Source organism: Ruegeria sp. C5 (assembly GCF_056537605.1).
Window position 1 is genome coordinate 132,762 of sequence record NZ_JBQFRX010000006.1, and the last position, 12,211, is coordinate 144,972.

A 12,211-nucleotide genomic window follows, 5' to 3' on the forward strand; every position below is an offset into this window, starting at 1 on the left:
AATCATTTGAACGATCTGCAATAAATGTAAAACGAACTGAGATGTTGCGTTCAATCGCGCGCCCCTAATCTTTGATCATCACTGATTGTAGAAAGGAAGTTCACATGTCCCTGCGTTTTGTCACCCGTTCTGTCCATGCCTATCTTGACTACCCGGTTGCGATTGCGCTGATGGTTTTGCCTTTTGTACTGGGGTTGGGCCAGTCCAACCCGCTGGCACTTTGGCTGTCCGTTGTGACCGGCATTGCAGCATTCGTGCTGACCGTTCTGACAGACCATCACCTTGGGATTTGGCGGGTTCTGCCATACAAGTTCCACTTGGCTGTTGATCTGCTTGTCGGCGTCACGTTCCTGTTTGCGCCCAGCCTGTTTGGATTTTCTGGGCTTGATGCGTTGTTCTACTGGGTGAACGGGGCCGCAGTCGTTGTGGTGATCTCGCTCAGCGCGCCCGAACAGAGCGCTATTGCTTGAAGTGAGTCAGAACCGTAGCGATCAGCTGGGCCATGCGGGCATCCGGATGGCCTTTTTTTGTTTTAGACACTAATAAGGCCAAATTTGCCCAATGGGTCGCCCCTGTTGCATCAGATTTTCAGGCTTGAATTTTCCGACAAAAACCATCAGATATAGCGCAACGCCAGATGACACCATCAAGCAACTGGTTCCGGGGCGATCTGTGGGCTCAGCAAAAGCAGATGTGAAAGCCCGCCATCGCCCCGGGAACGACCAAAGGAGCCCGCGATTGCGTGATCGATTTGAAGAACTGATGGCCGATCCCTGCTGTGCATCGTGTGATTGCGACGCGCTAACCTCAGAAGTCGCGGCCTATCTCGATCACAAGACCTGCAACGCCGAGCGCTGCCGGGCGCTCGAAGAACGCTCAGCCGCAACGATGTACGCAGTCAGGCGCGATTCGATGCGCGCGCTGAATGAGGGTGGTGCGCGGGCCTAGAAATCCACACCACGTTGGGCTTTGATGCCGGCTTGGAACGGGTGTTTTTCTTCGGTCATCTCGGTTACCAGATCCGCATAGTCCCTGAGGGCTTGCGGGGCATCCCGGCCAGTCAGGAACACGCTGGTTTTGTCTGATCGGGTCTGAAGCCCTTCAATAACAGTGTCTACTGAAAGGTATTCGTAGCGCAGGGCGATATTGATCTCGTCGAGGACAACCAGATCGTAGTCGCCGCTTTTCATCAGATCACAGGCCTTGTTGAAGGCCGAAGTCGCTGCCGCGATGTCGCGCTCGCGGTCCTGCGTATCCCAGGTAAACCCTTCGCCCATCGTGTGCCAGGTGACCAGATCGCGTCCCTCAAAGAACCTGCGCTCACCGGTTTTCCACTTGCCCTTGATGAACTGAACCACAGCCACTTTCTGGCCCCAGCCCAATGCCCGGATCACCACGCCAAACGCAGCCGAGGATTTTCCCTTGCCCTTACCTGTATTGATCAGCACCAGTCCCCGGCCGGGATCGACCGCTTCCGAGACTTTCTTGCGGTGCTTGACTTGCACCTCTTGCATCTTTTCTTTGTGGTTCTGTGCGTCGCTCATCGGGAAACCTCATAGGTATATCGCGACCCAACCTAGGGAAAGATTGCGAAAGGTAAAGTCAGGCTTTGGGATCCGTTGCTGATCGCGCTTTGGTCCGATCAAGGCCAAGTTGTCGTTCACGCAGGATCACCACGACGTTGCCTGCAATCACCAACGCCGCGCCGCCCAGCATCACCAGGGTTGGCAACTCATCGAACCAGAAATAACCAATGACAATGGCGAACAGCATTGTGGTGTAGTCATAAGGTGCCAGCATTGACGCTTGTCCAAACTTGTAGGACGAGGTCACCAGAATCTGCGCCACTCCGCCGATCAGGCCGATTGTCACCAGCAATGCGGCTTGCTCCCATGTCGGGATAACCCAGCCCCAAAACACTGTGAGACCCGAAAGCAAGGTCGCTGTGAGAGAGAAATAGAACACGATTGCGGCGGGATGATCCACCTGTACCAGTTGTCGAATATGTATCTGCACAAAGGCACGGGCAACGGTTGCAGCCAGCACGCAAAGCGCACCTATTGTTGCGGCGGTTTCGGCAGTGCCTGAACCCAGCCGGGGCCAGATCATGATCAGAACGCCGACAAGGCCAAGCGCGACGGCCCCGATACGAATCATTCGTATCCGCTCGCCCAACATGATTGCAGCCAGAATCAGCGTGAAGATCGGGGTTGCATATCCGATGGCGGTTACCTCGGGCAGCGGCAACAGGCTAAGACCAGTAAAGGTCAGCCCCATGGCCGAGGTTCCCAGAACCCCGCGCCAGAAATGGCCCATCGGCTTCTTGACGACAAAGCCGTGCACCAGCTCTCCTCGCCAGACAAGCCAGGCGATGATAACCGGAATCGCGAAAAGCGAGCGGAAAAACACCATCTCTCCCGGCGGGAAATCATCTGACAAAGCCTTGACCAATGCAGACATCGTCGTGAACAGCACGAGCGCACTGAGCTTGAGCGCCACGGCCAATGCCGGACGATGTGATGTTAAGGATTTCGCCATGGTCGCGAACCTGCGCCTTTGAGGCGGAAAGATCAACTGGCCAAAGTTGACGTATCAGAGATTGGACCAGTCTAGTGGAAGCGGAGCTCCGATTTCCTCTGACAGGTCCTTTAGAAACCTCATCATCCGCGCGGCTCGGTCCTGCGCGATAGCCCTGCCTTTTTCGGTCAGCATATCATTGGGTAAGCGCAGCAGTTTTATTTGCCAGTGATCGATTGAAAAAATCAGGTCATTCGGCAAACGGTTTTCGGCAAACGGATCTGACGGGTCATAAAGGGTGCGTCCCAGGGCGCCCGATACTGAAAAGTTGCGGGCGATACCGATAGCACCCAACGCATCCAGACGATCGGCATCCCGTAGTATTCGCGCTTCGAGTGTTTCGGGCGGGATGTTAGCCGAAAAGCTATGGGCGGCAATCGCGTGCTGCACGGCTCCAATTTCAGTGGTGGAATAGCCGAATTCTTCAAGAATAGGCTCTGATTCAGCGGCGGATCGCATCGAGGCCAGATGCCGATCCGGATCATCTTTTGACAGGTTGATCAGATCATGCAGATAACACGCCGCCAGCAAGACACGCGGGTTGGCTTGATCATCCGCAATCGCCTGCGCATTCACCCAAACCCGATCCAGGTGCGCCAGATCATGCGCCGGATCCGTCTGCATCCGTTGCCTGACGACCGCGCGCAGCGAAGCGCGCAGATCAGCCAATCCGTCCACGGTTCTTGCCGATTTGACCACGGTGCAGGAGCAGGTGATCAAGGATCACGCAAGCCATCATTGCCTCACCTACCGGAACGGCGCGGATGCCGACGCAGGGGTCGTGGCGGCCTTTGGTAATGATCTCGGTCTCTTCGCCGGATTTGGTGATGGTCTTGCGGGTGGTCAGAATGGACGAGGTCGGCTTGACCGCAAAGCGCACCACAACATCCTGGCCGGTCGAAATGCCGCCCAGAATACCGCCTGCGTGGTTCGAGCTGTATTGAGGGCCGTCCTGTCCCATGAATATCTCGTCAGCATTGGCCTCGCCGGTCAGTTCGGCGGCGGCCATGCCTTCACCGATTTCGACCCCTTTAACGGCGTTTATCGACATCATGGCTGCAGCCAGATCAGTGTCTAACTTGGCATAAACCGGCGCGCCGAGCCCCGCCGGAACGCCGCGCGCGACGACCTCGACCACTGCGCCGACCGAGTTGCCGGATTTGCGCAGGCCGTCCAGATAAGCGGCCCAATCTTCGGCTGCTTTGGCGTCGGGCGTCCAGAATGGATTCTGTTCGATCTGCGACCAGTCGAAATTGGCACGACTGATTTTGTGCGGACCGATCTGCGTCATGTAACCAGTGATCTGAACATTCGGAGCAATCTGCTTGATCGCCTCGCGCGCCAGTCCACCTGCGGCTACACGTGATGCCGTTTCCCGTGCGGAGCTGCGCCCGCCGCCGCGATAGTCGCGGATCCCGTATTTCTGCCAATATGTGATGTCGGCGTGTCCCGGACGGAACTTGTCCATGATGTCGCCGTAGTCTTTTGAGCGTTGATCGGTGTTCTCGATTATCAGCTGCACAGGTGTACCGGTTGTCTGGCCTTCGAATACGCCAGACAGGATCTTCACCTGATCGGGCTCACGCCGTTGGGTGGTGAATTTGTTCTGACCCGGTTTGCGCTTATCCAGCCAGTGCTGGATCATCGCTTCATTAATCTCAACGCCCGGGGGGCAGCCGTCGACCGTGGCCCCCAAGGCGGGCCCGTGGCTTTCACCCCAGGTGGTAACGCGGAAGAGGTGGCCAAAACTGTTCATCGACATGGGGCATGCTCCTTTGAGCGACGTGATTAGCGGGGAGTGCCTTGGTCCTCAAGCGGATTTGCATTTGCAGAGAAGCAAGCGCCGCCCTGTGGGCGGCGCGATTGGAATAAATCAGGCGGCTTGAGCCACCATGGCGCGGGTTGCGTTGATCTTGAGCGCTGCATGAGCTGCCTCGCGCCCTTTTTCGATGAAATGCGCGCGATAGATGGCGTTGTGGTGATCCGTTTCCTGATACTGATGCGGTGTCAGCGAAACCGACAGGACCGGAACACCTGAATCGAGCCCGGCCCGCATCAAGCCATCGACAACCGCTTGTGCGACGAAGTCATGCCGGTAGATGCCGCCATCCACTACAAAGGCAGCGCAGGCTACGGCGGCGTAGCGCCCCGTTTGCGCCAGGTCACGGGCCAGCAGGGGCATCTCGAAAGCGCCCGGAACGTCGAATACATCAACCTGATCGGCCGGAATTAGTTCGAGAAACCCATCCAGCGCGCGATCCACGATATCTGAATGCCAGTTGGCTTTGACAAAAGCATAGCGGGTGTGTGTCATCATGATCTCCTTTCGTAACAGACACGTCACCCAAGGCGATCACGAGCAGGCACACCGCATTACCGGCGTGCTGCACGTTCTCTTTCATCCGGACTGTAACCGTCGGCTCTGGCTTCTCACCAGATCTGCTGACACCCCGGAGACCGGGGCCGCTCGCGGGCTTACGGGTCATGCCCGCATACCGCCGGTGGGGAATTTCGCCCCGCCCTGAGAACGAGTGGGACCTTGCCAAGGAGATATCGCTTCTGCAAGAGAAATTGGCAGGAGGACGAATATGCATCCCAATCCCACCTTTCGCGCCGAGACGCGCGAGCGTCACATCGAGTTTGCGCGTGACCGCGCCTTTGGTGTTCTGGCGGTGTCGACATCGGATGTACCGTTGTTAAGCCACGTTCCCTTTCTTCTGAACGAGGATGCTTCATCGGCTGACCTGCATCTGGTCCGGTCAAATCCGATTGTTAGGGCGCTGAAACAGCCGCAACCTGCGAAGATCGCTGTGTTGGGGCCGGATGGGTATATCTCGCCTGACTGGTACGAAGTCGATGATCAGGTGCCGACCTGGAACTATGTAGCGGTGCATCTAACTGGTGTGCTTGAGATGCGGCCAACGGACGACCTGCGAAATCTGCTCGACCGGCAGGCGGCAGACTTTGAAAATCGCCTGCTGCCAAAGCCGCCATGGTTGGCGTCCAAGATGACACCAGACGCGCTGGATAGAATGATGCGCATGATCGTTCCCTGCCGACTCATGATCTCGGATATCGACGGCACTTGGAAGCTGAATCAGAACAAACCCGATGAGGCGCGACATCGCGCGGCTGATCACGTGCACTCAGCAGGACTTGGCAGCGAGGTGGCGCGCTTGGCCTCGTTGATGCGCAAGGCCTGAGGCACGCGTTCTCGCCTTCCATTCATTGAGCGCTGAATGTGGCGAGATAAGCAGCGATGTCATCTGCGCCTTTTTTCAGCTTGACGCTCATGTTCGGGCGGGCGGTGTCATCATCCAGATATTCCTTGATGAACCCGATCGGATCCCGAGAATAGGCGGCGATGTTTTCTTCAGTCCACACAAGCCCTTCTTGCCCGGCGCGGATCATGTCGTCGGTGAACATCCCGATGGGCAAACGTTCACTTCCATAAAGATAATCGTTCTCAGTTCCGGCGGTGCGGCCAACTACGCCAAAGAGATTCGGCCCGGTGATGCCGCCTTTGACCAGAACCTCGCCATTTTTGATAATCGCATGGCACGAAGAGCATCTGTTATAGAGCTGTTCGCCTTTCGCCGGATCGCCGGCTGCGATCGCCTGTACTGAAGTCAGAAGCGAAACAAAAACTACGGTTGCTGCTATCTTGAGCATTGAACATCTCCGGCTGGGAATATTGCGCCTGTGGCCTTTCACGCATTCCCGTTTAGAGTGCAATCGAATTCTGGTAGATAATCACGTGTTTGAAATATCTATTTTATATTAATAATTTAAGAGAAGTCGTATCGCGCTAAAATAGAAGTAATACAGTGTTCCTAAGGTAGAGCTGCGCGTGAAATCGGCGGCGTTCGCATAGGGTGAGGAGATTTCAATTTGGGGATCTACCAGCGCGGGTCGATGCCGAATCACGTCCCGCCTGCCTGGCGCCAATTCGCCGCTCTGAGGGTTAAAATCTGCATTTGAGATTGAAATTTTGCCCTTTCACCGTGACATGAATGCTTAGATGCGGCGTATTGCGCGTTTAAGAGCGCTGGACGAACTCTATTCTCCCCGATAGATACCCCGTTTAAGACGCCGCACTTGTGCGGTGCGCGAGCTTTATGCCCGTTCGCGGGCGCCAGATAATCGGAGATAACCTCGTGTCCCAAGCTGAAGACCACGAAGGCACCCGCAGAGATTTCCTCTACTACGTCGCTGGCGGCGCAGGTGTCGTTGCCACCGGGGCTGCCGTTTGGCCCCTGGTAAATCAAATGAACCCATCGGCAGACGTCCAGGCGCTGTCCTCGATCCGTGTGGATGTAAGCGGGGTAGAGCCGGGCACGCAGCTGACTGCAAAGTGGTTGGGTAAACCTGTTTTCATCCGTCACCGCACAGGTGCCGAGATTCAGGAAGCTCAGGAGCAGGACGCTGAAGGTGTCGACGCGCTGCCTGACCCGCTGGCTCGCAACTTCAATTTGAACGCCGACGCACCAGCGACCGACGCCAATCGCGTCATGCCTTCGCCCGAAGGCGAAGGAGAAGGGGCGTGGATCGTTCAGATGGGTGTTTGTACACACTTGGGTTGTGTGCCGCTTGGCGATGCTGGCGATTTTGGCGGTTGGTTCTGCCCCTGCCACGGCTCGCACTACGATCTTGCCGGTCGTATCCGCAAAGGCCCCGCGCCTGAAAACCTGCCCATTCCGCCCGTTGAATGGGTGGACGCCACTACCATCAAGCTCGGCTAAGGGAGACCTAACTTATGTCCGGAATTCCCCACGATCATTACGAGCCGAAGACAAATGGCGAGAAGTGGCTGAACAGCCGTCTGCCCATCGTCGGCCTGCTTTATGACACCCTGATGATCCCAACCCCCAAGAACCTGAACTGGTGGTGGATCTGGGGCATCGTCCTAGCGTTCTGCCTGGCGTTGCAGATCGTCACCGGTATCGTTCTGGTGATGCACTACACCCCGCATGTTGATCTGGCCTTTGCCAGCATCGAACACATCATGCGCAACGTGAACGGCGGCTATATGCTGCGCTATCTGCACATGAACGGCGCATCGCTGTTCTTTGTAGCAGTCTACATCCACATCTTCCGCGGCCTGTTCTACGGCTCGTACAAAGCCCCGCGTGAGATTACGTGGATCATCGGGATGCTCATTTACCTGATGATGATGGGCACTGCGTTCATGGGCTACGTTCTGCCCTGGGGTCAGATGTCCTTCTGGGGTGCGACCGTGATCACCGGCCTGTTTGGTGCGATCCCGTTTGTTGGTGATGCGATCCAGACCTGGTTGCTGGGCGGACCTGCGGTGGACAACGCCACTCTGAACCGCTTTTTCTCGCTGCACTACCTTCTGCCGTTTGTTATCGCGGCGCTTGTGATCGTGCATATCTGGGCCTTCCACACCACAGGCAACAACAACCCGACAGGTGTTGAGGTTCGCCGTGGCTCGAAAGCCGAGGCAGAGAAAGACACGCTGCCGTTCTGGCCCTATTTCGTGATCAAGGACCTGTTCGCGCTGGCGGTCATTCTGGTCGTGTTCTGGGCCATCGTGGGCTACATGCCGAACTACTTGGGTCACCCGGATAACTACATCGAAGCCAACCCGCTGGTTACACCTGCGCACATCGTCCCTGAATGGTACTTCCTGCCATTCTACGCGATCCTGCGTGCGTTCACTGGCGAAGTCTGGGTCGTTCAGTTCGCCAGCTTCATCACCGGCGGCATCATCGACGCCAAGTTCTTTGGTGTGATTGCGATGTTTGGTGCGATCCTGGCCATGGCCCTAGCCCCTTGGCTGGACACCTCGACCGTGCGTTCGGGCAAGTATCGTCCGATGTTCAAATGGTGGTTCTACCTTTTGATCATCGACTTCTTTGCTTTGATGTGGCTGGGTGCGATGCCCGCGGAAGAGCCCTATGCGACCTTCTCGCTGATCGCTTCGGCTTACTGGTTCGCCTATTTCTTCGTGATCCTGCCGATCCTGGGTGTCATCGAAAAACCCGAGGCGCAGCCGGAAACCATCGAAGAAGACTTCAACGCGCATTATGGCAAGGCAAACGCCGACGCCACGCCGGCCGAGTAAGAAGAGGGACCGGAAACATGTTCAAGAAACTTGCAATCGGTGCCGCGTTCGCTTTGGCCCTTGCGCCCGCCTCGACTTTTGCGGCAGGTGGCGGTGAGCAGCACATCGAAGATTTCGACTTCTCGTTCGAGGGACCGTTTGGAACCTGGGATCAGAACCAGCTTCAGCGCGGCCTACAGATCTATACCGAGGTCTGCGCAGCCTGCCATGGTCTGCAATATGTACCTCTTCGGACCCTTGAAGATTTGGGGTATTCGGAAGAGCAAGTCATCACCTACGCGGCCGACAACTTCGAGGTGTTCGATCCCGAGCTGGACGATTTCCGCCCGGCAATCCCGACCGACCACTTCCCGGCCAACAACGGTGTCGGCGCGCCTGACCTGAGCCTGATGGCGAAGGCCCGTGCCGGTTTCCATGGTCCTTACGGTCTGGGCATCAACCAGCTGGTCAAAGGCATGGGGGGCGCGGAATATATTGCCTCGCTTCTGGATGGTTATACCGGTGAAGAAAAGGAAGAAGCCGGTACTGTTCTCTATGAGAACAAGGCCTTCCCCGGTGGTTGGATTTCCATGGCTCCGCCGCTGGCAGAAGATCAGGTTGAATTTGCCGACGGACATCCTGCAACCGTTGAGGCAATGTCCGAAGACATAGCAGCCTTCTTGATGTGGAGCGCCGAGCCGAAAATGATGGAGCGCAAAAATGCCGGTTTCGTCGGTGTTCTGTTCCTGACAGTTCTGTCTGTTCTGCTGTACCTTGTGAACAAGCGCCTGTGGGCACCGATAAAGGGCAAACGTCTGGACTAAGGTCGACGTATAACTAAAACTAAACCCCCGCGCCATCACGGTGACGGGGGTTTTTTTGTTGCGATGGTGTGGAAGGGGCCAGCCCCTTCTTGGCCTGCGGCCAATTCATCCCCGAGGTATTTTGGGCCAGATGAAGAACGGATCACACTTGTAATTGAGCTTTGCTGTGCCCCCGGATCGTCGCGATTACGATCTCGCCTTCGGGTTGGGCGTTGCCGAAGGTTACTTCGGTGAATTGTTCGGTGCGGCCCATTGTGGGATTTTCCATCAGGATATTGTGGGTTTTGCCGATCTGTGCCGTCAGATGCTTGATGACTTGTGCATCGCCGGCGGCGCGTAGGCGCGCGGCGCGTTGTTTGATGACATTGCCGTTGATCTGTTGCGGTATGCGGGCTGCCGGAGTGCCTTCGCGTTTGGAATAGGGGAATACATGCAGCCAGGTCAGGTTGCACTCGGTGACGAGCTTGAGGGAATTCTCGAAATGAGTCTCGGACTCGGTCGGGAAGCCAGCGATGATGTCCGCGCCAAAAGTCATGTCGGGTCGTAGTTTGATGGCGTCTTCAGTGAAACGAATCGCATCTTCGCGCAGGTGGCGGCGTTTCATGCGCTTCAGGATCAGATCGTCGCCATGCTGCAAGGACAGATGTAAATGGGGCATCAGGCGCGGCTCGGTCGCGATGGCATGCATCAGGTTCTCGTCGACTTCGATCGAGTCGATTGAGCTGATGCGCAGGCGAGACAGATCGGGCACCAGTTTAAGGATGCGCATCACGAGATCGCCCAGTTTCGGCTGAGCGGGCAGATCCGCGCCCCATGAGGTCAGATCGACCCCGGTCAGAACAACTTCGTTGTAGCCCCTATCGACCAATCGTTTGATCTGATCCACCACAACGCCCGCAGGGACGCTGCGAGAATTGCCCCGGCCGTAAGGGATAATACAGAAGGTGCAGCGATGATCGCAGCCATTCTGAACCTGTACATAGGCGCGTGAGCGGGTTCCGAAGCCATCAATCAGATGCCCGGCGGTTTCCGTGACAGACATGATGTCGTCAACCTGAATCGCCTCGGTCTGACCGATGAAATCGGCGGCCATGCCTTTCCAGGTATCCGGTTGCATCTTTTCGGTGTTGCCGATGACCGCGTCTACTTCGTCCATAGCAGCAAAGGTCTGCGGCTCGGTTTGCGCCGCGCACCCGGTGACGATCAGACGTGCCGAGGGGTTTTCGCGGCGCAGCTTGCGAATCTCCTGCCGCGCCTTGCGGACGGCCTCGGCCGTAACCGCGCAAGTGTTCACGATCACAGCATCCGTTAGCCCCGCCTGCTGCGACAGCTCTTTCATTGCCTCGGTTTCATAGGCGTTCAGGCGGCAGCCCAAAGTGCTGAACTTGGGTGGGTTCATTCCAGTGACCTCAGGTATTCTGGCGTCAGCGTGCCCGAAAACACATGGGCTGTGGGCCCCGTCATCCAGACCCCATCCTCGCGCCAGTCGATCCAGATTGTGCCGCCGTCCAGATCCACTTGCACCTTACGCCCAGTGAGGCCTCGACGTGAGGCAGCAACAGCCGTGGCGCAAGATGATGACCCCGAGGCCAGAGTGATCCCCACTCCTCGCTCCCATACCCGCATGCGGATGTGGTCGGGTGCGACTATCTGTGCGACCTGAACATTGGTGCGTTCGGGATAGAGTGGATGGTATTCGTAACGCGCGCCGAACTCTTCCATCGGAATGGCCTCGGCGTTGTCGACAAAGAAAGTGCAGTGCGGGTTGCCCATGCCAGTCGCCGTTGGGCCACCTTCTATCGGCAGTTCCAGCGTGTCCATCTCTTCCGCCAGGGGAATCTCGTTCCAAAGAAGTTGGGGGTGCCCCATATTCACCGACGTCAGTCCATCGCCAGCGTCGCGGGCCTGCAGTGTGCCGCGTTCAGTTGTGAGCGTGAGTTCGGATTTGCCCGTCTCGTCCATCAGAAACCGAGCGATACAGCGCGTGGCGTTGCCACACGCAGCCGAAGTCGACCCGTCGACATTGTAGAACACCAGATGCGCATCCGCTTCGCCGCGTTCGATCACCGCCAACTGATCGAATCCCACGCCGAACTGCCGGTGCCCGATTCCCCTGGCAAGGGCCGGGGTGACCGGCACGGCATGCGCGCGCGCATCGACAACGACAAAGTCGTTGCCCAACCCGTGCATCTTCATAAAGGCCAAACCGGTGTCGAGTATCTGTTGCATGGCGGGCATATAACGCCGGTCCGGACATGAATCCACCCTGTCGCGTAGATTCCTGAAAAAAGGGGTTGACCCCCCAGTTCCACCTGCCTAATTAGGCCGCCTATCGGGGCGCCGAACTCATACGAATGACGGCGAACTGAAGTACGAAATAAGGTCTTGAACCCGGTCGGGTATTTACCTTACAGAGTGCTGCGGATCGAAGAGATCCTAAAAAGAGTGGGCCGTTAGCTCAGTTGGTAGAGCAACTGACTTTTAATCAGTGGGTCGCAGGTTCGAATCCTGCACGGCTCACCACTTTTTTCAAAGAAAATAGATGCTTACCTCCTTGGTGGCAAACCGTCCGTCCGAATGTCAGAGTCGGACGGCAGTTACCGCGTTTACGCGCGTGTATTCCAGATTGGCAACAGAGAAAGAGACCGGTGGTGTACGATAAGCGTCGCTACAAACGCCGTAATCGGATCGAGTTCATATTCGGCAGCCTGAAGGATTGGCGACGCGTAGAGAACCGATATGA

The 12,211-nt window shown here is 56.8% G+C and carries 14 protein-coding genes, 1 tRNA gene and 1 riboswitch; of the genes, 7 read left to right on the forward strand and 8 right to left on the reverse strand.

What is annotated here, in order from left to right:
* The first annotated feature begins 104 nt into the window (after positions 1–104).
* Together ACR0AW_RS17815 and ACR0AW_RS17820 are read left to right on the forward strand one after the other, a co-directional pair.
* On the forward strand, positions 105–470 hold the full coding sequence (locus tag ACR0AW_RS17815) for an SPW repeat domain-containing protein (protein WP_170664135.1): 366 nt from the start codon (positions 105–107) through the stop codon (positions 468–470).
* Between the two features lie 268 nt (positions 471–738).
* Positions 739–948, forward strand: coding sequence for a hypothetical protein (locus tag ACR0AW_RS17820; RefSeq protein WP_170398221.1), 210 nt, complete (start codon positions 739–741; stop codon positions 946–948).
* On the opposite strand, the gene cobO is transcribed toward ACR0AW_RS17820, so the two are convergent.
* The 5 genes from cobO to ACR0AW_RS17845 all read right to left on the reverse strand — a co-directional run bounded on the left by cobO (position 945) and on the right by ACR0AW_RS17845 (position 4,891).
* Positions 945–1,544 (reverse strand): cob(I)yrinic acid a,c-diamide adenosyltransferase, encoded by a 600-nt coding sequence (gene cobO, locus ACR0AW_RS17825; RefSeq protein WP_170733828.1) that lies wholly within the window; start codon positions 1,542–1,544, stop codon positions 945–947. The genes ACR0AW_RS17820 and cobO overlap by 4 nt on opposite strands.
* Before the next feature lie 58 nt (positions 1,545–1,602).
* Positions 1,603–2,538 (reverse strand): DMT family transporter, encoded by a 936-nt coding sequence (locus ACR0AW_RS17830; protein ID WP_170398226.1) that lies wholly within the window; start codon positions 2,536–2,538, stop codon positions 1,603–1,605.
* A gap of 54 nt (positions 2,539–2,592) precedes the next feature.
* Positions 2,593–3,276, reverse strand: a complete 684-nt coding sequence (locus ACR0AW_RS17835; RefSeq protein WP_480444275.1) for an HD domain-containing protein — start codon at positions 3,274–3,276, stop codon at positions 2,593–2,595.
* The gene (aroC, locus tag ACR0AW_RS17840) at positions 3,239–4,339 is read right to left on the reverse strand and encodes a chorismate synthase (protein WP_170733829.1); all 1,101 of its coding nucleotides are present in this window, start codon (positions 4,337–4,339) and stop codon (positions 3,239–3,241) included. The genes ACR0AW_RS17835 and aroC overlap by 38 nt, the downstream gene beginning before the upstream one ends.
* A gap of 111 nt (positions 4,340–4,450) precedes the next feature.
* Positions 4,451–4,891: a 6,7-dimethyl-8-ribityllumazine synthase gene (locus tag ACR0AW_RS17845; RefSeq protein WP_170733830.1), complete on the reverse strand. Its 441-nt coding sequence runs from the start codon at positions 4,889–4,891 to the stop codon at positions 4,451–4,453.
* A gap of 72 nt (positions 4,892–4,963) precedes the next feature.
* A riboswitch (FMN riboswitch) is annotated at positions 4,964–5,110 on the reverse strand.
* Positions 5,111–5,165: 55 nt separating this feature from the next.
* Between ACR0AW_RS17845 and ACR0AW_RS17850 the strand changes: the two genes are divergently transcribed.
* Positions 5,166–5,780 carry an FMN-binding negative transcriptional regulator gene (locus tag ACR0AW_RS17850; protein WP_170398286.1) on the forward strand — a complete coding sequence of 205 codons (615 nt, stop codon included), beginning with the start codon at positions 5,166–5,168 and terminating at the stop codon, positions 5,778–5,780.
* Positions 5,781–5,802: 22 nt separating this feature from the next.
* Here ACR0AW_RS17850 and ACR0AW_RS17855 read toward each other — a convergent pair whose 3' ends face one another.
* Entirely contained in the window at positions 5,803–6,249 is a 447-nt protein-coding gene (locus tag ACR0AW_RS17855; RefSeq protein WP_170513659.1) for a cytochrome c family protein, read from the reverse strand.
* Between the two features lie 485 nt (positions 6,250–6,734).
* Between ACR0AW_RS17855 and petA the strand changes: the two genes are divergently transcribed.
* The 3 genes from petA to ACR0AW_RS17870 are packed head-to-tail and all read left to right on the forward strand — an operon-like array spanning position 6,735 to position 9,468.
* Positions 6,735–7,319, forward strand: coding sequence for a ubiquinol-cytochrome c reductase iron-sulfur subunit (gene petA / locus ACR0AW_RS17860; protein WP_170398293.1), 585 nt, complete (start codon positions 6,735–6,737; stop codon positions 7,317–7,319).
* Positions 7,320–7,333: 14 nt separating this feature from the next.
* On the forward strand, positions 7,334–8,665 hold the full coding sequence (petB, locus tag ACR0AW_RS17865) for a cytochrome b (RefSeq protein WP_170398296.1): 1,332 nt from the start codon (positions 7,334–7,336) through the stop codon (positions 8,663–8,665).
* 17 nt (positions 8,666–8,682) lie between these two features.
* Positions 8,683–9,468, forward strand: a complete 786-nt coding sequence (locus ACR0AW_RS17870; RefSeq protein ID WP_170398299.1) for a cytochrome c1 — start codon at positions 8,683–8,685, stop codon at positions 9,466–9,468.
* A gap of 142 nt (positions 9,469–9,610) precedes the next feature.
* Here the strand turns inward: ACR0AW_RS17870 and mtaB are convergent, their stop codons facing one another.
* Both mtaB and dapF read right to left on the reverse strand, forming a co-directional pair.
* Complete coding sequence (mtaB, locus tag ACR0AW_RS17875; RefSeq protein ID WP_170664139.1) at positions 9,611–10,867, reverse strand: tRNA (N(6)-L-threonylcarbamoyladenosine(37)-C(2))-methylthiotransferase MtaB; 1,257 nt, start codon at positions 10,865–10,867, stop codon at positions 9,611–9,613.
* Entirely contained in the window at positions 10,864–11,706 is an 843-nt protein-coding gene (gene dapF, locus ACR0AW_RS17880) for a diaminopimelate epimerase (RefSeq protein ID WP_170733831.1), read from the reverse strand. Before dapF ends, mtaB begins: the two co-directional genes overlap by 4 nt.
* 209 nt (positions 11,707–11,915) lie before the next feature.
* Here dapF and ACR0AW_RS17885 point away from each other — a divergent pair.
* Positions 11,916–11,991, forward strand: a tRNA-Lys gene (locus ACR0AW_RS17885).
* Positions 11,992–12,211: the final 220 nt, after the last annotated feature.

Excerpts from the sequence above, each read along its gene's own strand:
- aroC (WP_170733829.1), bottom strand. The coding sequence starts at position 4,339 with ATGTCGATGAACAGTTTTGGCCACCTCTTCCGCGTTACCACCTGGGGT.
- dapF (WP_170733831.1), bottom strand. The coding sequence starts at position 11,706 with ATGCCCGCCATGCAACAGATACTCGACACCGGTTTGGCCTTTATGAAG.
- ACR0AW_RS17870 (WP_170398299.1), top strand. The coding sequence starts at position 8,683 with ATGTTCAAGAAACTTGCAATCGGTGCCGCGTTCGCTTTGGCCCTTGCG.
- ACR0AW_RS17850 (WP_170398286.1), top strand. The coding sequence starts at position 5,166 with ATGCATCCCAATCCCACCTTTCGCGCCGAGACGCGCGAGCGTCACATC.
- cobO (WP_170733828.1), bottom strand. The coding sequence starts at position 1,544 with ATGAGCGACGCACAGAACCACAAAGAAAAGATGCAAGAGGTGCAAGTC.
- ACR0AW_RS17855 (WP_170513659.1), bottom strand. The coding sequence starts at position 6,249 with ATGCTCAAGATAGCAGCAACCGTAGTTTTTGTTTCGCTTCTGACTTCA.
- ACR0AW_RS17815 (WP_170664135.1), top strand. The coding sequence starts at position 105 with ATGTCCCTGCGTTTTGTCACCCGTTCTGTCCATGCCTATCTTGACTAC.
- ACR0AW_RS17845 (WP_170733830.1), bottom strand. The coding sequence starts at position 4,891 with ATGACACACACCCGCTATGCTTTTGTCAAAGCCAACTGGCATTCAGAT.
- ACR0AW_RS17830 (WP_170398226.1), bottom strand. The coding sequence starts at position 2,538 with ATGGCGAAATCCTTAACATCACATCGTCCGGCATTGGCCGTGGCGCTC.
- petB (WP_170398296.1), top strand. The coding sequence starts at position 7,334 with ATGTCCGGAATTCCCCACGATCATTACGAGCCGAAGACAAATGGCGAG.
- mtaB (WP_170664139.1), bottom strand. The coding sequence starts at position 10,867 with ATGAACCCACCCAAGTTCAGCACTTTGGGCTGCCGCCTGAACGCCTAT.